The organism is Flavobacterium olei (genome assembly GCF_039749035.1).
GTDB lineage: Bacteria > Bacteroidota > Bacteroidia > Flavobacteriales > Flavobacteriaceae > Flavobacterium > Flavobacterium olei.
The window spans coordinates 471,553-491,708 of sequence record NZ_JBDKWC010000001.1; the positions used below are offsets into that span (position 1 = coordinate 471,553).

At 35.0% G+C, this 20,156-nt stretch carries 24 protein-coding genes; 21 read left to right on the plus strand and 3 right to left on the minus strand.

The window, feature by feature from the left end; all coding sequences use genetic code 11:
- Window positions 1-160: 160 nt before the first annotated feature.
- The 20 genes from ABEB31_RS01970 (at window position 161) to ABEB31_RS02065 (ending at window position 15,396) form a co-directional block, all read left to right on the plus strand.
- Complete coding sequence (locus tag ABEB31_RS01970) at window positions 161-1,039, plus strand: AraC family transcriptional regulator (RefSeq protein WP_347049663.1); 879 nt, start codon at window positions 161-163, stop codon at window positions 1,037-1,039.
- Window positions 1,040-1,109: 70 nt separating this feature from the next.
- A complete protein-coding gene (locus tag ABEB31_RS01975) occupies window positions 1,110-1,952 on the plus strand; it encodes an NAD(P)H-binding protein (protein WP_347049664.1) in 843 nt (280 codons plus the stop codon).
- 146 nt (window positions 1,953-2,098) lie between these two features.
- On the plus strand, window positions 2,099-2,848 hold the full coding sequence (locus tag ABEB31_RS01980) for a DUF2314 domain-containing protein (RefSeq protein ID WP_347049665.1): 750 nt from the start codon (window positions 2,099-2,101) through the stop codon (window positions 2,846-2,848).
- A gap of 138 nt (window positions 2,849-2,986) precedes the next feature.
- Window positions 2,987-3,478 (plus strand): TPM domain-containing protein, encoded by a 492-nt coding sequence (locus ABEB31_RS01985; protein WP_347049666.1) that lies wholly within the window; start codon window positions 2,987-2,989, stop codon window positions 3,476-3,478.
- A gap of 116 nt (window positions 3,479-3,594) precedes the next feature.
- Complete coding sequence (locus tag ABEB31_RS01990; RefSeq protein ID WP_347049667.1) at window positions 3,595-3,984, plus strand: DUF1801 domain-containing protein; 390 nt, start codon at window positions 3,595-3,597, stop codon at window positions 3,982-3,984.
- Window positions 3,985-4,154: 170 nt separating this feature from the next.
- Complete coding sequence (locus ABEB31_RS01995; RefSeq protein ID WP_347049668.1) at window positions 4,155-4,583, plus strand: GNAT family N-acetyltransferase; 429 nt, start codon at window positions 4,155-4,157, stop codon at window positions 4,581-4,583.
- A 187-nt stretch (window positions 4,584-4,770) separates the two neighbouring features.
- Complete coding sequence (locus tag ABEB31_RS02000) at window positions 4,771-5,382, plus strand: NAD(P)H-dependent oxidoreductase (RefSeq protein WP_347049669.1); 612 nt, start codon at window positions 4,771-4,773, stop codon at window positions 5,380-5,382.
- Window positions 5,383-5,422: 40 nt separating this feature from the next.
- The gene (locus ABEB31_RS02005) at window positions 5,423-5,863 is read left to right on the plus strand and encodes a hypothetical protein (protein WP_347049670.1); all 441 of its coding nucleotides are present in this window, start codon (window positions 5,423-5,425) and stop codon (window positions 5,861-5,863) included.
- Between the two features lie 127 nt (window positions 5,864-5,990).
- Window positions 5,991-6,476 carry an SRPBCC family protein gene (locus tag ABEB31_RS02010; protein ID WP_347049671.1) on the plus strand — a complete coding sequence of 162 codons (486 nt, stop codon included), beginning with the start codon at window positions 5,991-5,993 and terminating at the stop codon, window positions 6,474-6,476.
- Between the two features lie 82 nt (window positions 6,477-6,558).
- Window positions 6,559-7,452 carry an NmrA family NAD(P)-binding protein gene (locus tag ABEB31_RS02015; RefSeq protein ID WP_347049672.1) on the plus strand — a complete coding sequence of 298 codons (894 nt, stop codon included), beginning with the start codon at window positions 6,559-6,561 and terminating at the stop codon, window positions 7,450-7,452.
- Between the two features lie 12 nt (window positions 7,453-7,464).
- The gene (locus tag ABEB31_RS02020; protein WP_347049673.1) at window positions 7,465-8,379 is read left to right on the plus strand and encodes a helix-turn-helix domain-containing protein; all 915 of its coding nucleotides are present in this window, start codon (window positions 7,465-7,467) and stop codon (window positions 8,377-8,379) included.
- A gap of 105 nt (window positions 8,380-8,484) precedes the next feature.
- On the plus strand, window positions 8,485-8,853 hold the full coding sequence (locus ABEB31_RS02025; protein WP_347049674.1) for a nuclear transport factor 2 family protein: 369 nt from the start codon (window positions 8,485-8,487) through the stop codon (window positions 8,851-8,853).
- A 106-nt stretch (window positions 8,854-8,959) separates the two neighbouring features.
- Window positions 8,960-10,012 carry a serine hydrolase domain-containing protein gene (locus tag ABEB31_RS02030; RefSeq protein WP_347049675.1) on the plus strand — a complete coding sequence of 351 codons (1,053 nt, stop codon included), beginning with the start codon at window positions 8,960-8,962 and terminating at the stop codon, window positions 10,010-10,012.
- Window positions 10,013-10,087: 75 nt separating this feature from the next.
- Entirely contained in the window at window positions 10,088-11,197 is a 1,110-nt protein-coding gene (locus tag ABEB31_RS02035; RefSeq protein WP_347049676.1) for an MBL fold metallo-hydrolase, read from the plus strand.
- A gap of 105 nt (window positions 11,198-11,302) precedes the next feature.
- Window positions 11,303-12,427, plus strand: coding sequence for a lactonase family protein (locus ABEB31_RS02040; protein WP_347049677.1), 1,125 nt, complete (start codon window positions 11,303-11,305; stop codon window positions 12,425-12,427).
- 27 nt (window positions 12,428-12,454) lie between these two features.
- Window positions 12,455-12,979 carry a GNAT family N-acetyltransferase gene (locus tag ABEB31_RS02045; protein ID WP_347049678.1) on the plus strand — a complete coding sequence of 175 codons (525 nt, stop codon included), beginning with the start codon at window positions 12,455-12,457 and terminating at the stop codon, window positions 12,977-12,979.
- A 119-nt stretch (window positions 12,980-13,098) separates the two neighbouring features.
- On the plus strand, window positions 13,099-13,680 hold the full coding sequence (locus ABEB31_RS02050) for an LOG family protein (RefSeq protein ID WP_347049679.1): 582 nt from the start codon (window positions 13,099-13,101) through the stop codon (window positions 13,678-13,680).
- An 81-nt stretch (window positions 13,681-13,761) separates the two neighbouring features.
- Window positions 13,762-14,229, plus strand: coding sequence for an SRPBCC family protein (locus ABEB31_RS02055; protein WP_347049680.1), 468 nt, complete (start codon window positions 13,762-13,764; stop codon window positions 14,227-14,229).
- A 109-nt stretch (window positions 14,230-14,338) separates the two neighbouring features.
- Window positions 14,339-14,707 carry an iron chaperone gene (locus ABEB31_RS02060; RefSeq protein WP_347049681.1) on the plus strand — a complete coding sequence of 123 codons (369 nt, stop codon included), beginning with the start codon at window positions 14,339-14,341 and terminating at the stop codon, window positions 14,705-14,707.
- A 5-nt stretch (window positions 14,708-14,712) separates the two neighbouring features.
- Window positions 14,713-15,396, plus strand: coding sequence for a 2'-5' RNA ligase family protein (locus ABEB31_RS02065; RefSeq protein ID WP_347049682.1), 684 nt, complete (start codon window positions 14,713-14,715; stop codon window positions 15,394-15,396).
- Between the two features lie 48 nt (window positions 15,397-15,444).
- On the opposite strand, the gene ABEB31_RS02070 is transcribed toward ABEB31_RS02065, so the two are convergent.
- Genes ABEB31_RS02070 through ABEB31_RS02080 form a run of 3 tightly spaced genes read right to left on the minus strand, consistent with a single transcriptional unit; the run spans window position 15,445 to window position 18,395 of the window.
- Window positions 15,445-15,804, minus strand: a complete 360-nt coding sequence (locus ABEB31_RS02070; protein WP_347049683.1) for a VOC family protein — start codon at window positions 15,802-15,804, stop codon at window positions 15,445-15,447.
- 4 nt (window positions 15,805-15,808) lie between these two features.
- A complete protein-coding gene (locus tag ABEB31_RS02075; protein WP_347049684.1) occupies window positions 15,809-16,237 on the minus strand; it encodes a hypothetical protein in 429 nt (142 codons plus the stop codon).
- A gap of 10 nt (window positions 16,238-16,247) precedes the next feature.
- Window positions 16,248-18,395, minus strand: coding sequence for a cation:proton antiporter (locus ABEB31_RS02080; RefSeq protein WP_347049685.1), 2,148 nt, complete (start codon window positions 18,393-18,395; stop codon window positions 16,248-16,250).
- A gap of 294 nt (window positions 18,396-18,689) precedes the next feature.
- Here ABEB31_RS02080 and ABEB31_RS02085 point away from each other — a divergent pair, with 294 nt between their 5' ends.
- The gene (locus tag ABEB31_RS02085; protein ID WP_347049686.1) at window positions 18,690-20,117 is read left to right on the plus strand and encodes an L-serine ammonia-lyase; all 1,428 of its coding nucleotides are present in this window, start codon (window positions 18,690-18,692) and stop codon (window positions 20,115-20,117) included.
- Window positions 20,118-20,156 lie beyond the last annotated feature (39 nt).

Consider the following 20,156-nt stretch of genomic DNA (forward strand, 5'->3'; position numbering starts at 1 on the left):
CAAAGATTGGAGATTTTCTTTCGCGGAATTCTATTGCGATTTCTCCTTTCAGTCGAATGACAATACTTTGTCATAAAATTACTTTTGTATATTTGATTGCATTTTAAGCTTTTATAAATTATCTAATTATCTCAATTTCCAAATTATCTAATTTAAAAAAATGACCACTGACATTATAGAAGTAAACAATTTTATCGTCTTAATCGAGCAATCCAATTCTGATAAAGAGTGTGTACAAAAATGCGAAATAGATGGCGACTCTGTTGGATTTGCTTTTTACGGTTCCGGGAATGTAGAATTAGAAATTAAACACAACGAACAGACAAAATATTTAACCAATACGACAGGTCTGGCGATTTCGTTTTTCGGAAATCAGAAAGTAGCTTTCGCACATAAAATTGCACCTGAAAAACCATTGCAATCCATCAGCATATTTGCAAAACTTAAAACCCTGCAGACCTTACCAAAGGAAGAAAAAGAAATATTCGAAAAACAATTACCTGAATTAGTAAATCCGACAGCGCATTTTGTTAAAGGCCCTACCCTATTTATGACGCTGGAAATGCAGCTGGCAGTCCAAAAAATATTCAATACCACATATACAGGTAATACCCGACTTTTATTCTTAAAAAGTCAGGTAAACGAATTACTGGCCCACTACTTTGCACTTTTATCCAGTGAAAAGAAAAGTGAGTTAACAGAAAAAGACAAAGAAAAACTTTTTCGGGCAAAAGATATTGTGACCACCAATTATTCAAAACCTCCAACGATTAATGAATTATCCAAATTAATCGGACTCAACAGTAGCAAGTTAAAAAAGAATTTTAAAGAATTATTTGGAATCCCGGTTTACAAATACATTCAGGAAGAACGACTCAATAAGGCTTACGAACTACTTTTCTCCAGCGAAAAAACGGTTCAGGAAACGGCCTGGGAAGTGGGTTATGAAAGTTTAAGTTCGTTTTCAAATGCATTTCAGAAAAAATTTGGATCAAGGCCCAATGAAATCCGTAAACAATTCCTTTCAGACAAATCATAATTCTTTTCAGACAAATGTTTTCATGATGATCGATGCAACTTTGCATCATCATTAATTTAAATCATTAATCATGAAAACAAACAAAATTTTAGTTCTGGGCGGAAATGGTAAAACTGGCCGTCGCGTTGTTCAACTACTGGAGAAACAAGAAAATGTATCAATCAGGATCGGTTCCAGATCTGCATCAATCCCTTTTGACTGGGAAAAACCGGAAACCTGGGCAAACGTTGTAAAAGATATCGATCGCATTTACATCACATTTCAACCCGATCTTGCAGTACCATCTGCACCTGAGATCATGCAGAATTTCACCGAACTTGCTGCTCAAAGCGGTGTCGAAAAAATAGTTCTTCTCTCTGGCAGAGGCGAAAAAGAAGCCCAGGTTTGCGAAGAAATTGTCAAAACTAAAGCAAAAAACTGGACCATTGTAAGAGCAAGCTGGTTCAATCAAAACTTTAGCGAAAGCATCTTTTTAGAACCTATTTTAGCTGGTTTTGTAGCATTACCACGAGCAGAAGTTTTAGAACCATTTACAGACGCTGATGATATTGCAGAAGTTGTAACAGAAGCTCTTTTGAATGAAAAGCACAATGGAAAAACATACGAATTGACTGGACCGAGATTACTGACTTTTAAAGAAGCAGTAAATGAAATTGCTGAAATTTCAGGTAAAAAAATCACTTTTCAATCTCTCGAATTGAAAGAATACATCTCAATGCTTAGTGAATATCAGGTTCCCGAAGATGAAAGTTGGCTTATCAATTATTTATTTACAGAAGTTTTAGACGGGCGAAACTCAAGTATTACAAATGATATTGAAAAAATTCTGGGTCGAAAAGCCACAGATTTTTCCGATTATGTTCAGAAGACAACGCAGACGGGAATTTGGAATGAAATAAAGCAATATAATTAAACACCAAACGCTCATCCGTTTAAAGACGCTCATAAAAGTATTTTATATTCTTAAATAAAAATTAAATCCGATTTTTTACAGATCGGATTTTTTATCTTGCTGTAAATTTATTTTCACAACGATACAATCAAATAAAAATATAAAATATGTCAGAAACACCAATATTCTACGCCGACGGCGAAAGTCCGAAAATGATTGAAGCTTACCAAAGAGCTCAGGAAACCTTTAAATATTTCTGGAGAGAATTATCTTGGGAATACCGCCGAATTGTTCCCGGACTGGATGTAGCGTGCGTAAAACTGGCTTTTACACAGGAAATCGATGGCGAAACCGTGGTAGAACACATGTGGATTAACGATGTAAATTTTGACGGCGAAGTTATTTACGGTGTCTTGGTAAATGATCCGGATGAATTAACCAACGTTAATAATGGTGACGAAGTTGCTATACCGGTCAATCAGATTAGCGACTGGCTGTTTGCTGCTCAGGGCAAAACATACGGCGCATTTACAATACATGCGATGCGTTCTGAAATGAGCGATGAAGAAAGACAGTCACACGATGAAGCCTGGGGATTGGAATTCGGAGATTTTGATGATATTGAAGTTGTTTTTGAACAAAAAGAAAATCCCGAAAATCTTATAGAACATCCTATGAGCAAAAACATGAAAGAAAGTTTAGTTGAATTCTTAAAAAACAATCCTGACGAAATAAACGGGCAGGACGATTTAGGCTATACTTTTCTGCATCGCGAAACCATTGCCGGAAACCAAAATTCTGTCGAAGTAATTTTAGATCATGGCGCAGACAAAAATACCAAAACAAACAGCGGAAAGACAGCCTTAGATTTTGCCAAAGAACTCAAATGGGATCATTTGTTACCCTTGCTGCAATAAAATTTAGAATCCGGTTTGCTCAAGTAAATCGGATTTTTCATATAATCTATGCAGAATAAATATTAATTTTTCATAACAATTTGCAGACAAATTTTTAATTATAAAGGCTTAATTTTGCAGCGCCCAATTAAATCTGTCATGAAAAAATTATTTTTCCTATTCGCCATTGTTTTCTTTTTACCTCTACATTTTAATGCTCAAATAAAACCGGAAGCTTCAGTCATTTTTGCGAAATCATACGATTACGTAAACGATTTTGAAAAAATCCTTACTCCTGCTCAGATCAAAAATTTAAATGATTTTTTAAAATCAAGCGAGGAAAAAACAAAAAGCAAAATCCTTATTATCACCACATCTTCCATAAGTCCGTACACCGATCTCACAGATTATTCTATGGATTTGGACAAGTATTTACTGTCAAAATTAAAAATAGACACTTCTATTCTAATTGTCATAAGCAAACAGCTGCGACAAATTCAGGTACAGGGAATAGATAAAATACGGGCAAAAATGAGCGATCAGGAAATGAAAGATATAATTTCAACATACGCTGTTCCCGAATTGAAAAAAGGAGACTATTACAAAGGTTTGCAGCAGGCTGCGATGCAATTAGTCAAAAAAATAGAATAGACTGACTTAAAAAATTCCTTTAAGGATGGCTAATCTCATTCGAACAAAATAAAACCACATTACAGGAAACCTATCTTATTGTTTTTCATAATTTTACAAAACTGTAAAATAATTCTATGAAAAACGAAATTGCGAAGTACAATAGTTTACAAACCGATTCGGATAAAAAAATCTGTGATCTTCTTTATGAAATTATAGACGGGAATTTACTGGAAGCCGAAAATAAAATCTGGCACGCACATCCTGTCTGGTTTTTGGACGGAAATCCGATTGTGGGTTACAGCAAACTCAAAGGTTCTGTTAGATTACTCTTTTGGAGCGGACAATCTTTTGACGAAGAAAAGCTTCAGAAGGAAGGTTCTTTTAAAGCCGCCGAAATGCGTTACACCGATATCAACCAAATAGAAGAAACTGATTTGAAGCGCTGGATTGAAAAAGGAAAAGAAATTCAGTGGGATTATAAAAATATCGTAAAACGCAAAGGAGTTTTGATTCGTCTCAAATAAAAAAGCATCACCACTAAAAGTTATATAATGGCGTGTCCCTCCGGGTCAGGCTGTCCGCTATATCTTTTCCTTTTTAAAGAAAAAAGAAAAAGGATGCCGCTCCCATCCTTCACGCAACTACTTTCATTAGAAATATTTTTTTCACAATTTTACAAATAAAAAAATTCAGGTTGAAAATCGAAATAAATAAGGCCCGCGAAAACGATTATGAATTGCTCAGCACAATTTACCTTCAGGAAAGAGCAACCACTTTCTATTGGATCGATTCTGCAAAGTTTCAGCTTAAAGATTTTGAGCGTGACACTAAAGATGAATTTATACTTATGGCAAAGCTTGACAATGTAATAGTTGGCTTTATCTCGCTGTATGTAAAGGCAAATTTTATTCATCATTTATATGTTGATCAAAAATTTCAGGGTAAAGGCATCGGAACTGCATTATTAGAAGCTGCCAAAAAGAAACTCCACTTTCCTCTGACTTTAAAATGTCTCGAAAACAATACAAAAGCGGTTTCTTTCTACCTCAAAAATGGCTTTTTACAAAGAGAAAGAGGGTTATCACATCAGGGTGGTTATATTTTATTTGAACTTCTTAAATAACAAACTTCAATCTTAAACAAATTATTCCGCGAAAAGCAATTTGTAACAATCTAACTTGTCAGCCAGGCATATTTAGAATTTCCGGAGACGAATAAAACTTTATTCTTAAAAATTTAATTTGTATTTTCGTATAGCCACAAATCGTAATGCAATTATTATTTTAAAATTATTAATTAAAAAATTTAAAATGAATATTTTAATTGTTTACGCACACCCAAGTAAAAAATCATACACCTTTCAGGTTTTAGAAAAACTAAAAACTGTTTTAGATAGGAGCGAATTTAATGTAGAGATTTCCGATTTATACGCAAATAATTTCAAAAGTGATTTGTCTGAAGAAGAGTACGAACGCGAAGGCTTTGGCAAAACCGAACTTCCTGTTCCCGACGACGTCTTGGCAGAACAGCAAAAAATAGAAAAAGCAGACTGCATTATCTTTCTATATCCGGTTTGGTGGAGCGATTGTCCGGCAAAGTTAAAAGGCTGGTTCGATCGCGTTTACTCAGTTGGATATGCATACGGACAAAACGAAACTTCCAGAAAAATGAAAACTGTTCCGCTTGGACTGGTTATTTGTACAGCCGGACATCCAAACGATTTTTTAAACGAGACAGAGATTGCTCCAAGTATGGTAAAAGTTATGCTGGAAGATCGTCTTGGAAAACGTTTTGAAGAAAAAGAAATGATTATTTTGGGCGGTACACTGGACTTAGATGACGTTAAAAAAACTCATTTTCAGGTAATTGACAAAATTCCTGAGAAAATCAAATTAATGAGCGAGGAATTTTATGATGCCTGATGCAAAATATTCAACAAAAATAATTCGATAGAATAAATAAATGATACAAAAGGAAACAGAAGAAAAATCGGTTTTTGAAGAAATCCCAACACAAAAAATTTACTCAGAAAAAGCAATAAAAATTGGAACCTTTTTTGCCGGTCCGTTAGTCGCGGGATATTGTATGGCAGAAAATTTTAAAGTTTTTAATGATTTTGAAAAAGCAAAAAAAACCTGGATTATTACCCTAATCTCTGCGGTTTTAATTATTGCACTGGTATTTTTAATTCCGGAGAATGTCCCAAGCTTTATCTTTCCTGTCATTTATTTATCCATAACTTCTTATTTAGTAAAAACATTTCAGGAAAAAGATATTCAGACCCATATTGCTAATGGTGGAGAAACCTTTAATGGATGGAGAACTACAATAGTGGGCCTTATTAGCGTCGCGGTATTTTTATCTGTAATCCTGGCTGCAGGAACGATTATTAGTTTGCTCTGACCAAAAATTAAAGTTTGAGACCTAAAGCATTCTGTCTGAAACAGCCCGTAAATCTGTCCGTTTAAGGCCTTAACTAATTGATTTTTAAATGTAAATTTACTTTTACTAACTTTGTAAATCATTTAAAATGAGCGTACAAGATTTTACCACAACAATAGTATTGGATCAATCTCCTGAAACTGTTTTTAAAGCCATACAAAATGTACGGGGATGGTGGTCGGAAGAAATTGAAGGAAAAACAGCAGAACTGAACGATGAATTTAACTATCATTATGAAGACATACACCGCTGTAAAATCAAATTGACTGAAGTGATTCCCAATGAGAAAATGGTCTGGCTGATTCAGGAAAACTACTTTAGTTTTACCCAGGACGATACCGAATGGACCAACACAAAAGCGGTCTTCGAAATTTCAACAGAAAACAACAAAACAAAACTGGTTTTTACGCATCAGGGTCTGGTACCGGATTATGAATGTTATGAAGTCTGTAAATCGGGCTGGACCAATTATATACAAAATAGTCTGCAAAAACTGATTACTACAGGAAAAGGCGAACCCAATTCGACCGGAAAGCCACAAACCGAAACCGAAAAAAAATTATCTGAACGCTAAATTTGGCTAACACAATAATAGATTTGGCTAAATTGAATCTGCGAATGTTACGCAACTTTGTATCAACAAAAATCGTACAAAGATGAAAATTACAATCACAGGTTCTTTAGGGAACATTAGTAAACCACTAACAGAAGAGTTGGTTCAAAAAGGTCATTCTGTTTCCGTAATTGCCAGCAGCGCTGACAGAGAAAACGAAATAAAAGAATTGGGCGCCAAAGCACTTATAGGTTCTGTTGAGGATCTGGCTTTCTTAACAACCGCTTTTTCAAATGCCGATGCAGTGTACTGCATGATACCGCGTGCCAATTACTTTGATCCAAATCTGGATTTAGATGCATTTACAGGTAAAATTGGAAATAATTATGCAAAGGCAATCGAAAATTCGGGTGTTAAACGTGCCGTTTTTTTAAGCAGTATTGGCGCACATTTAGAAAAAAACTCGGGAATCATTCAACGCTATAACGAAATCGAAACTGTTTTAAATGCGCTTTCAAATGTTTCGATTACCTTTATGCGTCCAACTTCCTTTTTCTATAATCTGGATGCTTATATACCGATGATAAAAAGTACAGGAAATATTTACTCCAATTATGGAGCCAAAATTACCATACCCTGGGTTTCTCCTCTGGATATTGCCGCAGCAATTGCCGAGGAACTTACAGATGCATCGGGTGTAAAAATACGCTATGTATCCAGTGAAGAATTAACGGGAGATGAAACTGCTCAAATTTTGGGTAGCGCTATTGGAAAACCAGATTTAAAATGGGAATTTATTAGTGATAATCAGGTTTTGGATGGTTTAATAAATGCAGGAATGCAGCCAAAAATTGCAAAAGGCCTGGTCGAAATGTACGCTGCACTGCAAAATGGTGTATTGGGCGAAGATTATTACCAAAACAGACCTGCTGAAATGGGAAAAATTAAATTAGCAGATTATGCAAAGGAGTTTGCTTTAAAATACAATCAACAATAATTAATTCTGGTTATGGCAGCTTCTCATCCACATCGCATAAAAACGATCAGCGATTTTCACGAATTTCGGGATTTACCAAAACCCGAACATCCGCTCGTTAGCGTGTATAATTTTGAAGACCTTAAATACCTTAATGAAAACGAACCGCAAAGTCTGATCCTGGACTTTTATTCGATTGCCCTGAAGAAAAACGCCAATGCCAAAATGCGTTATGGCCAACAGGAATATGATTTTAAAGAAGGTGTAATGTTATTTTTAGCGCCAGGCCAGGTTTTTTCTATAGAAGGAAATGCAGCATTGCAACATACCGGATATTCCCTTTTAATTCATCCTGACTTTTTATGGAATACGCCGCTTGCGCAGAAAATAAAACAATATGAATATTTCGGTTACGACGTTCATGAAGCTTTGCATCTTTCAGAAAAAGAAGAAAAACTGATTATTAATATTATTAAAAACATCCAGAGCGAATATCAGTCTAATATTGACAAATTTAGCCAGGATGTAATTATCGCACAGATAGAATTGCTTCTCACTTATTGTGAACGTTTTTACAACAGACAGTTTATAACCAGGAAAATAAGTAGCCACGAAATTTTATCACGCTTAGAAAAACTGCTGGAAGACTATTTCAGCAGTGATTCTTTGCAGAAAAAAGGATTACCAACCGTGCATCAAATAGCCTGGGAGCTCCATGTCTCTCCCAATTATTTAAGCGGTCTCCTAAAATCGCTTACAGGCCAAAGTACGCAGCAGCACATTCATAACAAACTGATTGAAAAAGCAAAAGAAAAACTTTCTGCCACTACACTGTCAATTAGTGAAATCGCTTTTGAACTCGGTTTCGAACATCAGCAATCATTCAGCAAATTGTTTAAAACCAAAACCAATAGTTCTCCAATTGCATTTCGGCAGTCTTTCAATTAAAATTTGATATTCTTAGAGTATTTAATTTTATAAATTTCAACTGATTTTCTGGAAAAATTTCAGGACATAATTTCATACCTTAGTTAGCTTTAAAAGCATTGAATTATGACTAAGAAAGAAATCGCTAAAAACTTCCTGAAATTAGCAGCAAAAGGACATTCTCATGAAGGTTTTCGATTGTATGTCGGAAAGAACTTCAAACATCATAACGCATACTTTAAAGGCGACTCCGAGACCTTAATGCTGGCTATGGAAGAATCTGCCAGAACAAATCCGAATAAAATCTTCAAAATCCATCATATTTTAGAAGACGGAAATCTGGTTGCCGTACACTCGCATCTCAAACAAACCCCTGTAGATCTTGGCTTTGCAGTGGTTCATTTACTTAAATTTGAAGGAGATAAAATCATAGAACTATGGGATTTGGGACAACCCGTACCCAAAGATCCCATTAACGAAAACGGAATGTTTTAATTACTGTTCATGTTTATATTTTTTCAGGTTTCATAAAGAACCTGAAAAGTTACTGAAAATACCATCCAAGCTTAAAAAAAAAACTTAATTACCAATGAACTTTTTTATGTCCAAAATCTCGTTATTACTGCTTTTGATCTTTTCCTCCTGCCATACTTCAGCCCAGAAAAAAGAAAACCTTTCCAGACAAATTGATAGTATAGTGCTTGTTTCCAATCCTAAATTTAATGGAACTATTTTAATTTCTCAAAAAGGAAAAGTAATTTACAGTAAAGCAGAAGGTTTTGCCGATTTTGATAAAAAAACGGCTTTAAAAATGGATAGTTACTTTAAGATTATGTCGAATACCAGACAGATTACAGCTGTTTTGATCTTAAAAGAAGTTGAACAGGGCAGAATAGATTTACAAGCTCCAATTAAAAAATATCTGCCCAATTTAAAACAGAGCTGGACCGACTCCATTACCGTCCATCAATTATTAAATCATACACACGGAATTGCAGGTTTAAATAAACCGCTGCTTTTTAAACCTGGAAGTGAATTTAAATATGGTAATGAAGGTTATCCATTGCTGGGGCTTATTCTTGAATCGGTCTCAAAAAAAATATACGCCGAAATAACCGCAGAACTTTTTAAGAAACTAAAAATGAATAATACTTTTTGTTATTCGGAAAGCAATTCTAAAAATTTAGTTACCGGCTATATAAATGAAAATAATCATTTGCAAAAGGCACAAAATTATTTACTTACTCCCGAAAAAATTCCGTCAGCCGGCGTTATTTCAACTGCAAATGATTTACTGATCTGGAATAATAATCTCCACAACGGAAAAATTTTAAAGCCGGAAACATATCAATTAATGTCGCAATATAATATCCTGGCACAACATAATGTTTTTGGAAAAGAAAAAGTGGGTTACGGTTATGGACTTCGGATTGTCGATAAGGAACCCATAAAATATATTGGACACACAGGGCTTGGTGATGGATTTTCGTCTCTAAATTTATACTTTCCCCAGAGTGATGTCAGTCTGATTGTATTGGAAAATGAAATGAATGCAAATTCTGATTTATTTTACAAAACCGGAATTGAAATCAAAAATTTACTTTTGAAAAGCAATTTATTAAATCAAAAAACCAAAGGAAATGATAAAAAATAAAACAACGTAAACCTTCAAAGAGATAATTTTACTTTCAATTCAATATACCACAAATTTATATCCCTCCAAATAAAAATGACAAGCTACATCTTACTTATACTATTTATTTTAATAGTTCTTTTTGCTTATAATTTTCTGCAACATCCAAAATTTGGAAAAGCGCCTTCCGGCGAAAGATTAACAGTGATCCACAAGTCGCCACAATATAAAAATGGAAAATTTGAAAATCAAAATTTTACTCCCGACCTTGCTGAAGACGCTAATTATTTGTCTGTTTTTTATAAATTTTTCTTTAAAAAAGTAGCCAGAAAAAAGCCATCTGATTTAATTCCGTCTCAAAAAACAAATCTCCAGGAACTTACTCCCGATCAGGATGTTCTGGTTTGGTTCGGACATTCATCTTACTTTATCCAGCTTGCCGGAAAAAAGTTCCTGATCGATCCTGTCTTTAGCGGAAATGCCTCGCCTGTTCCCGGAACAACAAAATCATTTAAAGGAACCGATATTTATACTGTAGATGATCTTCCTAAAATTGATTATTTACTAATTACACACGATCATTATGATCATTTGGATTATGAGACCATTTTAAAATTAAAACCTAAAACCAAAAAGGTAATTACGGCTTTGGGTGTAGGATCGCATTTTGAATTCTGGGGATTTCCAAAAGAAATTATTATAGAGAAAGATTGGTTCAGCAGAGTAGAATTAGATGAAAATTTAACCATTTACACCACTCCTGCACGACATTTTTCGGGTAGAAGATTTAAACGATGCAACACACTTTGGACTTCTTTTGTTCTCGAAAACAATAATTTTAGAATGTATCTGGGCGGCGACAGTGGCTACGATTCACATTTTGCAGAAATTGGCGAAAAGTACGGTCCTTTTGATATTGCTTTGATTGATAACGGTCAGTACAACAAGGATTGGAAATACATTCATAACTTGCCGGAAGATGTCATAAAAGCCATAAAAGATCTGAAAGCCAAAAGGGTTTTTCCCGTTCACTCATCAAAGTTTGCCTTATCGCTTCATGCCTGGGATGAACCACTAAAAAAAATAACAGAATTAAACCGATTATCAGATCATCCAGTACCTTTAATTACACCAATGATTGGCGAATTGACAGAGTTGAAAAAAGAAAATCAACAGTTTACAAAATGGTGGGAAGGGGTTAATTAATTTTGAATTGTGAATTGTGAAATGTAGATGTAAATTGCGTCCTGCATATTTTTCTTTGGTGATGTCGGGTTTCGGAAAAAATCAGGATTACTTTAAATATTAATTATGAAAAGAGATATACTCTTAATATCTTTATTAGTCCTCATTACTTTTACAGGATATGCTCAGGATACTTTTGTTTTTCTGGGATCGTATAATCGTGACAAAAATGCTGAGGCAATTCAGGTTTACAAACTGGATACCTTGAATGGGAAACTGACCAAATTTACTGCTGTTAAAAACTTAGTAAACCCTTCTTATTTAACGGTTTCTCCCGATGGAAAATTTGTTTATGCCTGCACCGATACCAAAACGCCAAACGCGGGAAGTATAAGCAGCTTCGAGTTTAATAAGATCACTAAAACACTGACTTTTATAAACAGCCAGCGCAGCGGTGGAGAAAATCCGGTTTATGTGAGTGTACACAAAAATGGAAAATGGCTTGCAAATGCGAATTATACAGAAGGAAGTGTTTCTGTTTTTCCGATTTTAGAAAACGGCAAAATAGATTCGATTGCCCAGAATTTTCAATATACAGACGGAAGCGTTCACAAAGAGAGACAAACACAATCGCACGTACATTCGGCTGTATTTTCGCCCCAATGCGATTTCTTGTTTTTACCTGATTTAGGAGCAGACAAAATTCGCTGTTATCGTTTTGACGAAAATCTGAAAAAGCCTTTGATCGAAACTGAACCCCCTTTTACAAAGACAGATTCAGAAGCCGGACCAAGACATTTTACATTTCATCCCAATCAAAATTGGGCGTATTGTATAGAAGAAATGGCTGGACAAATAAGTGTTTACGATTATAAAAACGGAACTTTGAAGAAAATCCAGCGAATTGCAACACATCCTGATAAAATAAAAGAAGGTTTTGAAAGTTCTGATATACATATTTCTCCGGACGGAAAGTTCCTTTACGCCACAAATCGCGGGAAAGAAAATAATATCGCTATTTTCTCAATTGATGAAAACGGAATTTTAAAAAACATTGGTTATCAGTCGACTTTAGGAAAACATCCGCGAGTTTTTGCTCTTGACGAAAGTGGAAAATTTTTAGTGGCATCGAATGTTCAAACTGGAAATATTGTTGTTTTTAAAAGAGATTCTAAAACCGGATTATTGAAGAAAACAGGAAAACAGATTAAAATGGAAAATGTTTCTTGTGTACAGATTAAAAAAATCTAAAATTAGCCTTTAACTAAAAACCATAAAATGCAAACATCAAACTTCAATTTACAACCTGATTTCTTAGAAAATGAAATCTCGAAATTAATTCCGTTAGAAGAAAAACATTTTGAAGCGTTATTTGAAGCTGCTTCCGACCCTTTAATTTGGGAACAAAATCCAGTGAAAGATCGATATAAAAAAGACGTTTTTAGAACTTATTTTGATATGCTTCTCACAAAAGATTCATTTCTAATTCTCGATAAACAAACCAATGAAATAATGGGAACAACGAGTTTCTACGATTACAATCCAGAAAAATCGAATGTTGGAATTGGCTATACTTTTATTACGAGAAAATATTGGGGCGGCCCGTACAATAAGTCAAACAAACAGTTAATGATAGATTATGCATTTCAACATCTAGATTCGGTACTTTTTCATGTTGGAGCAGAAAATTTCCGTTCGCAAAAAGCCGTTTTAAAACTTGGTGCAGAAAAAATTAATGAATTAACTTTTACTATCAATGATATCGAGGTCCCATATTTTGAATATGAATTGAAGAAAAAATAAGACTTTGGATGAAGGACAAGAAGCAATAGGGAGAAGCAATATACTACCAGATATTTTCTTGCTTCTCCCTCTTGCTTCTTGCTTCTTGCTTCTCAAAATAAAATATAAAAAAAATAAAAATGAAGAGAATTACGGTTTTCTGCGCATCCAGCTTTGGTACAGATAAAATTTATGAGGAACAGGCTGCTTTAGTCGGAAAAACTTTGGCAGAGCAAAATATCGAAGTCGTTTATGGCGGAGCAAATGTTGGCCTAATGGGCGCTGTTGCCGATGCAGCTTTAAATGCGGGCGGAAAAGTGATTGGCGTACTTCCGGATTTTTTAAGATCTAAAGAAATTGCGCATTTAGGTTTAACCGAATTAATTCTGGTTGAAAGTATGCACGAGAGAAAAACCAAAATGAACGATTTGTGCGATGGCGTGATTACGCTTCCCGGAGGTTTTGGAACTCTTGAAGAACTTTTCGAAATGCTGACCTGGGCGCAGTTAGGACTTCATAAAAAACCTATTGCCATTTTAAATACAAACGGTTTTTATAATTCTCTTATCGATTTGCTGGAAAATATGACCGTGAAAGGTTTGTTGAAAGAAGTCAATCAGAAAATGCTTCTGGTAAGCGAAGATATCGATGATTTACTGCATCAAATGAGAAATTATACAGCACCAACGGTCGGAAAATGGATTGATAAGGAGAAATCATAAATTCCTAATTTGATTTATGAAGTACAGATTTTAGAGCTATCTTTACAATTACTCTACAAATAACTTCTAACCTTTTTTAAAATGAAAACAGAAAACAACAAATTTGCGAAAGCCGAAATGCTGATTCGGAAACCTGTTTCAGAAGTTTTTCAGGCTTTTACTGATCCTCAGATTACGAGTAAATTTTGGTTTACAAAAGGATCCGGAAAATTAGAAGAAAATCAAAACACCGAATGGACCTGGGAAATGTACGGGTTTTCTCTTTCGGTAACCACGCTTGTTTTACAGGAAAATAAAAAAATAGTGATCGAATGGGGAAATCCTGACGAAATGACTTTAGTAGAATGGATTTTTCATCCGTTAAACGAAAGTGAAACATTTGTAAGCATTATAAATTCCGGATTCCACGGTGATGCAGATAGCATTATAGATCAGGTACGTAATGCTACAGAAGGCTTTACTTTAGTTCTTGCCGGTGCAAAAGCATATCTGGAACATCATATACAATTAAATCTGGTCTTAGATCGTTTTCCAAAAGGTCTTGCTTAGGTAAATATTGTTTCAGGTTTAAAGTTTCACGTTTCATGTTTTATGCAGCAACCTGAACCTGAAACCTGAAACTTGAAACTTTAAACCTGAGACCAAAACACTAATCCTCATGGACATTAAAAAACCCGAAAATATAGACGAATATATTGGTGCATTTCCTAATGATGTTCAGGAAATTTTGGAAAAAATCAGAATGACAATCCGGAAAGCGGCACCAGATGCAAAAGAAAAAATAAGTTATTCGATGCCTGCTTTCGAGCAAAATGGAATTGTGGTTTATTTTGCAGCCTTTAAAAATCATATTGGTTTATACGCACTTCCGAGTGGTCACGAAGAATTTAAGGAGGCACTTTCAAAATATAAATCAGGTAAAGGTTCTGTTCAGTTCCCGCTCAAAGATCCCATGCCTTACGATTTGATTTCTAAAATTGTAAAATTCAGAGTGAAAGAGAATCTGGCAAAAATAAAGAAGAAATAACTGCAATGAAGTTAACCGAACACTATAACAAACTATACACAACAGCTGAAAAGGCCATTTCATCAGGAAAATATGTGATAGATTCAGAACTCAAAAATGAATCTGATTCCCGATTTGGAATTACATTGCTTATTCGTCCAAACGATGAGATAAAAGCAAATATTCAGGAATTTATTAGCCAGTTAGAAAAAGTAGAACCTGACCAGTATTTTTACCCTGAATCTGATATTCATATTACGGTGCTATCGATTATTTCGTGTTCAAAGGATTTTACTTTAAGTCAGATTGCACCAAACGAATACATTGAAATTATTTGTCGAAGTCTGGTTGATGTAGACAAAATTAAAATTCATTTTAAAGGGATAACGGCTTCTCCTTCTGCTTTAATGATTCGGGGATTTCCAACAGATGAAACCCTCAACAATTTGCGAAACAGACTGCGTGAAAATTTTAAAAATTCCGGATTGCAGCAAAGTATGGACAGCCGTTATGAAATTTTTGCCGCTCATGCCACCGTAATGCATTTTCAGGAAAAGCTTCATGATCCTAAAAGACTATTGAAAGTTGCAGAAAAATTCCGTGATTTTGATTTCGGCGAATTTGATGTAAAAAACATCGAATTGGTTTATAATGACTGGTATCAGCGTAAAGCGACAACTCGGGTTTTGGGAGATTTCGGCTTGAGATGATTTTTTTTGCTGACTAATTACCAATAATTTATTTAGTAGTATAGTAGCTTATTTGAATTTTCCAAAATGCCACAAAACTCCTGCCGGATCATGCAGAAAACATTCACTTCCCCATTCCTCATAATGTATTGGTGTTAGTTTAACACCATATTTTTCAGTGAGATTTAAAGCTAAAAGTGCATTGTAGTATCTTTCGACATCATCCACTTCCACAAAAATCATTGTATTTTCAATCCAGTTTTTATCGTAATAATCCTGAAGGTAGAAAGCAATTTCATTGGTTTTAAAAACAGACATATTGGGGTCTAAAACTGTTTCTTCAAAACCTAAATCCTGATAAAATTGTCTCGAGACAGCAAAATTTTCAGAACCTATAAATGGACGAATTGATTTTATCTGGTGATTCATTTATTTACAAATTTATATCATTATAATAAATTAAAAACCATTGGTTTTTTATAAGTTTAAATTGTCTTTCAACTTCAAAACCGCTATCTGGAATCCAAAACTTTTCGATAATTAAAGTGTCTGTTTTCTCCAAAGAATGCTGATATTCTCCAATTTCTGTCTGGTCTGAAACCGGAATTGCCTGAAATTGCCAATTCTTTTGCGTCCAGCTATATTGTTGAAATCCGGAAACATGTTTTCCGTCTATAGGAAAATCAACTCTTGAAACCTGAAAAACAGAGTCCGAATGAAATTTTTTATTGAACTCGTCAAAGCTTTCGACTGCTGTTGTTTTTAATGTTTTAGTGGCGTTTAAATTGGACTCCTTATGCACTTTATTTTTATTGCAGCCCACAAAAACCAATAGCATCACAATAAGTTTTACAAACCTCATAAGAGACAATTTATCCTTTTTTCAAAATACTTCCTAAACCACGTCCGATTTGCTCAATTGCTTCAATTCCTTTTGTTAAAGGCGAAGCAGTAAAATCTTCGTACGCATCCATAGCACTTTCTTTACGATCGTCATGCGGGTAAACCAGAATTACATTGTTCTCGTTGAATGATTTTTCAAATTTCTGCGGCAATCGGTCAAAAATGGACTGATACGAAACAGAACCTTTTCGTGATAAATTGAAAACGACCAAATCGGTTGATTTTATTTCATCGGAAATAGATTCGAAGCTTTCCCAGTCGATGACACTTTTAAAACCTAATTTAGCATTGATTTTTAAATTATTGGCAATTTGCTGAATCGCCTGATGGGTATTGTATTCTGCATAAACCACGATTGGAATACTCAATTCCTGAGACAAACGACAGATTTTTTGCAGTAATAACTGAAATCCGATTCCTCTTTCAGAAAATGGCGGACAAACAAATACCAGTCTTTTTTCTTCAATAAAATTCTTCTGAAATCTGCAGATATATAAATTCTTGTCTACATTATTAATAATCGAATCTACGTTTTCTCCAAAGATTTTATCTATAAAACCGGTTTTTCTTGGCCAGCCCACAATCACGATATCCGACATAATTTCTTTTGACGTTCTCGCAATTCCACTCGCAGGATTATGATCGATTCTGGCAATCGTATTAATTTTTACTTCTGATGCAGAACCCTGAATCACAAATTTATCAACCGCTTTTCGATATTTTAAAATGTTCTTTTCAGCCTGACTATTATTGGGAACAATGGTTAATAAAGTCACAGGATTAGAAGATTTTTTATCTTTTATCAGCAAAGCAAAATCGAGCAAACTTGCTGTTGCAGAAGTTTTCGCCAGCGGAATCAGAATATGCTCGTCCAAAATCTGGTCTTTTCCATTGTCTTCGGGAGAAATTTCTTCTTCGCAAATTGCAATTTTCTTTGCTGCTTTTTCAGTTGCAAATGAAGCTACAATACAGGTTATCAGAATTAAAATAATAGTCCCGTTAAGAATATTTTCATCTAAAATCTTCGCTTTAAATCCGACCAGAATTACGGCTAAAGTTGCCGCAGCATGTGCACTGCTCAGTCCGAAAATAAGCTGTCTTTCGGTTTTGGTATATTTAAATACAATTTGTGTAAAAAATGCGGCGATCCACTTTCCAAAAATGGCCACAACACTCAGAGTTCCGGCCACAATTAAAGCGGTCGGACCACTTAAAATCACGCTGACATCTACCAGCATTCCTACCGAAATAAGGAAAAACGGAATAAACAATGAGTTTCCAATAAATTCGATTCTGTTCATTAAAGCGGAAGAATGCGGAATTAACGGATTTAGCGCTAAACCCGCAACGAAAGCTCCGATAATTGGCTCTACTCCCGCTACTTCTGCCAAAAACGCGGCAAAGAAAACGACGGAAAGGACAAAAATATAATGGGCGTGTTTCTCACTTTCCAGTTTCTTAAAAAACCATTTTGCAATACGCGGAATAACCAGAAACATGATGGCAGAAAAAATGGCCAATGAAACCGTTAATTTAATCCAGAAAGCCTGATTCAGATTTCCCTGACTGCTGCCCATAATCACGGCAAGAATAATCAGTACTGCTGTATCGGTCAGAATAGTTCCGCCGACGGTAATCGCAACAGCCTGATTTTTGGCAATTCCAAGCTTACTCACAATCGGGTACGCCACCAAAGTGTGCGTGGCAAACATACTTGCCGTTAAGAAACTGGCATTAAAATCATATTGCAGTAAATAGTAGCAAACCGGAAAACCTATTGACAGCGGAAATATGAAAGTAAAAAATCCAAACAGAAGACTCTTATTCCGGTTGGCTTTAAACTCATTCATATCTAATTCTAAACCCGCTATAAACATAATGTACAATAGCCCAATGGTCGAAAATAAATCGACTGCCGAGTTTTTCGCCAAAATATTTAATCCATGCGGACCAATTATAACACCCGAAATAATAAGTCCGATGATTCCCGGAATATTAATCTTTTTAAGTAAAATCGGCGAAAGCAGGATTATAAAGAGTATTAAAGAAAAAATTAATACTGGATTGCTGAGCGGTAATTCGAATTCTTGTAATAGATGTTTGAAAAATTCTATCATATGGTAACTTTATCTTCTTGTGGTATTACTTTTTGTAAAAAGACTTTCGCAGAATTTAAACAAAATACAGGAAGTATTAATATTAAAAATCCAGTGCATGTGCATCCTGATTCATTACAAAAATACCTAAAAAACATTAATATATTACCAAAGGTAAAGATTTAGGATCTAATTTTATTTCCTTGACAAATTATTAAAATTTAATATTTTTTTTAACAAATACGCAAGATTAACATTCGATTATAAATCTTCGTTGCATTATTCAATTATCTTTGTCTTAACAAAAATTGAACAATGGAAGAATGTATCTCTGTTTTTGATATGCTTAAAATTGGCGTTGGACCTTCAAGTTCACATACTTTAGGTCCGTGGCGCGCTGCAGAACGTTTTCTTGAAGAATTGAAAGAAGAGTCAATCCTGGAAGAAATTACGCGGGTAAAAGTCGATTTATATGGTTCCCTTTCCTTAACCGGAAAAGGTCATGCCACCGATCTTGCAGTTATGCTGGGATTAAGCGGACAAGATCCGGAATATATTCCTGTTGAAGATATTGCAGGAATTATCAAAAAAATCGAAACTACTAATGAAATCAATTTGGGTAACCACAAAGTGATTCCGTTCTTTTTTCTTCAGGACATTGTTTTCAATAAAGACTTTCTTCCTTTTCACGCTAACGGCCTGAAATTTACGGCATATAAATCGGATGATTCGGAATACGAATCTACTTTTTATTCTATTGGAGGCGGGTTCGTAGTGAAAGAAGAACGCACAAATGCCAAAATAAAAGAAGTCATTAAATGTGCATTTCCGTATCCGGTACAAAATGCTGCAGAATTATTGAATTATACAATTTCTGAAAATAAATCGATTTCTGAGATTGTCTACGAAAATGAAATTTCGATGCGTCCGGAAGCAGAAGTTCATTCTGAATTAATGCGTATTTGGAATACAATGTTAGAATGCATGTACATTGGCTGTCACTCTGAAGGAATTCTTCCGGGCGGATTACACGTTCGAAGAAGAGCTTTTGATATGCATCAGAATTTAATCGGTTTATCCAATTACAATGACCCGCAAAGCTGGTTGGGAGAAATTAGAAAAACAGAAGTTAAATTTCGACAAATATTAAAATGGGTAAGTTGTTTTGCACTTGCCGTGAATGAAGTAAATGCCTCTTTAGGACGTGTTGTTACGGCTCCAACTAACGGAAGTTCTGGCGTAATTCCGGCAGTTTTAATGTATTATATGGTTATTGAAAACCACAATGCGGGCGAAAAAGAAATCAAACAATTTTTGATGGTAGCAGGCGAAATTGGCAGTATCTTTAAAAAAGGTTCAACTATTTCTGCTGCAATGGGCGGATGCCAGGCAGAAATTGGCGTTTCGTCCTCAATGGCAGCGGCTGCACTTTGTGAATTGATGGGCGGAACTCCGGCTCAGGTACTTATGGCCGCAGAAATCGCGATGGAACATCACCTGGGATTAACCTGTGATCCTATTGGCGGTCTGGTTCAGATTCCGTGTATCGAAAGAAATACTATGGGTGCAATAAAAGCGATTAATGCTGCAGAATTAGCATTAGAAACCGATTCCAGAAATGCAAAAGTACCTCTGGATAAAGTAATTAATACGATGTGGGAAACAGCAAAAGATATGAATTCAAAATATAAAGAAACTTCAGAAGGCGGACTGGCAATTGCTGTAAATATGGCCGATTGCTAAAAATTTAAGTTATTACGAATTACATCGATTTGCACTAAT

Excerpts from the sequence above, each read along its gene's own strand:
- ABEB31_RS01970 (WP_347049663.1), top strand. The coding sequence starts at position 161 with ATGACCACTGACATTATAGAAGTAAACAATTTTATCGTCTTAATCGAG.
- ABEB31_RS01975 (WP_347049664.1), top strand. The coding sequence starts at position 1,110 with ATGAAAACAAACAAAATTTTAGTTCTGGGCGGAAATGGTAAAACTGGC.
- ABEB31_RS01980 (WP_347049665.1), top strand. The coding sequence starts at position 2,099 with ATGTCAGAAACACCAATATTCTACGCCGACGGCGAAAGTCCGAAAATG.
- ABEB31_RS01985 (WP_347049666.1), top strand. The coding sequence starts at position 2,987 with ATGAAAAAATTATTTTTCCTATTCGCCATTGTTTTCTTTTTACCTCTA.
- ABEB31_RS01990 (WP_347049667.1), top strand. The coding sequence starts at position 3,595 with ATGAAAAACGAAATTGCGAAGTACAATAGTTTACAAACCGATTCGGAT.
- ABEB31_RS02000 (WP_347049669.1), top strand. The coding sequence starts at position 4,771 with ATGAATATTTTAATTGTTTACGCACACCCAAGTAAAAAATCATACACC.
- ABEB31_RS02005 (WP_347049670.1), top strand. The coding sequence starts at position 5,423 with ATGATACAAAAGGAAACAGAAGAAAAATCGGTTTTTGAAGAAATCCCA.
- ABEB31_RS02010 (WP_347049671.1), top strand. The coding sequence starts at position 5,991 with ATGAGCGTACAAGATTTTACCACAACAATAGTATTGGATCAATCTCCT.
- ABEB31_RS02015 (WP_347049672.1), top strand. The coding sequence starts at position 6,559 with ATGAAAATTACAATCACAGGTTCTTTAGGGAACATTAGTAAACCACTA.
- ABEB31_RS02020 (WP_347049673.1), top strand. The coding sequence starts at position 7,465 with ATGGCAGCTTCTCATCCACATCGCATAAAAACGATCAGCGATTTTCAC.
- ABEB31_RS02025 (WP_347049674.1), top strand. The coding sequence starts at position 8,485 with ATGACTAAGAAAGAAATCGCTAAAAACTTCCTGAAATTAGCAGCAAAA.
- ABEB31_RS02030 (WP_347049675.1), top strand. The coding sequence starts at position 8,960 with ATGTCCAAAATCTCGTTATTACTGCTTTTGATCTTTTCCTCCTGCCAT.
- ABEB31_RS02035 (WP_347049676.1), top strand. The coding sequence starts at position 10,088 with ATGACAAGCTACATCTTACTTATACTATTTATTTTAATAGTTCTTTTT.
- ABEB31_RS02040 (WP_347049677.1), top strand. The coding sequence starts at position 11,303 with ATGAAAAGAGATATACTCTTAATATCTTTATTAGTCCTCATTACTTTT.
- ABEB31_RS02045 (WP_347049678.1), top strand. The coding sequence starts at position 12,455 with ATGCAAACATCAAACTTCAATTTACAACCTGATTTCTTAGAAAATGAA.
- ABEB31_RS02050 (WP_347049679.1), top strand. The coding sequence starts at position 13,099 with ATGAAGAGAATTACGGTTTTCTGCGCATCCAGCTTTGGTACAGATAAA.
- ABEB31_RS02055 (WP_347049680.1), top strand. The coding sequence starts at position 13,762 with ATGAAAACAGAAAACAACAAATTTGCGAAAGCCGAAATGCTGATTCGG.
- ABEB31_RS02060 (WP_347049681.1), top strand. The coding sequence starts at position 14,339 with ATGGACATTAAAAAACCCGAAAATATAGACGAATATATTGGTGCATTT.
- ABEB31_RS02065 (WP_347049682.1), top strand. The coding sequence starts at position 14,713 with ATGAAGTTAACCGAACACTATAACAAACTATACACAACAGCTGAAAAG.
- ABEB31_RS02070 (WP_347049683.1), bottom strand. The coding sequence starts at position 15,804 with ATGAATCACCAGATAAAATCAATTCGTCCATTTATAGGTTCTGAAAAT.
- ABEB31_RS02075 (WP_347049684.1), bottom strand. The coding sequence starts at position 16,237 with ATGAGGTTTGTAAAACTTATTGTGATGCTATTGGTTTTTGTGGGCTGC.
- ABEB31_RS02080 (WP_347049685.1), bottom strand. The coding sequence starts at position 18,395 with ATGATAGAATTTTTCAAACATCTATTACAAGAATTCGAATTACCGCTC.
- ABEB31_RS02085 (WP_347049686.1), top strand. The coding sequence starts at position 18,690 with ATGGAAGAATGTATCTCTGTTTTTGATATGCTTAAAATTGGCGTTGGA.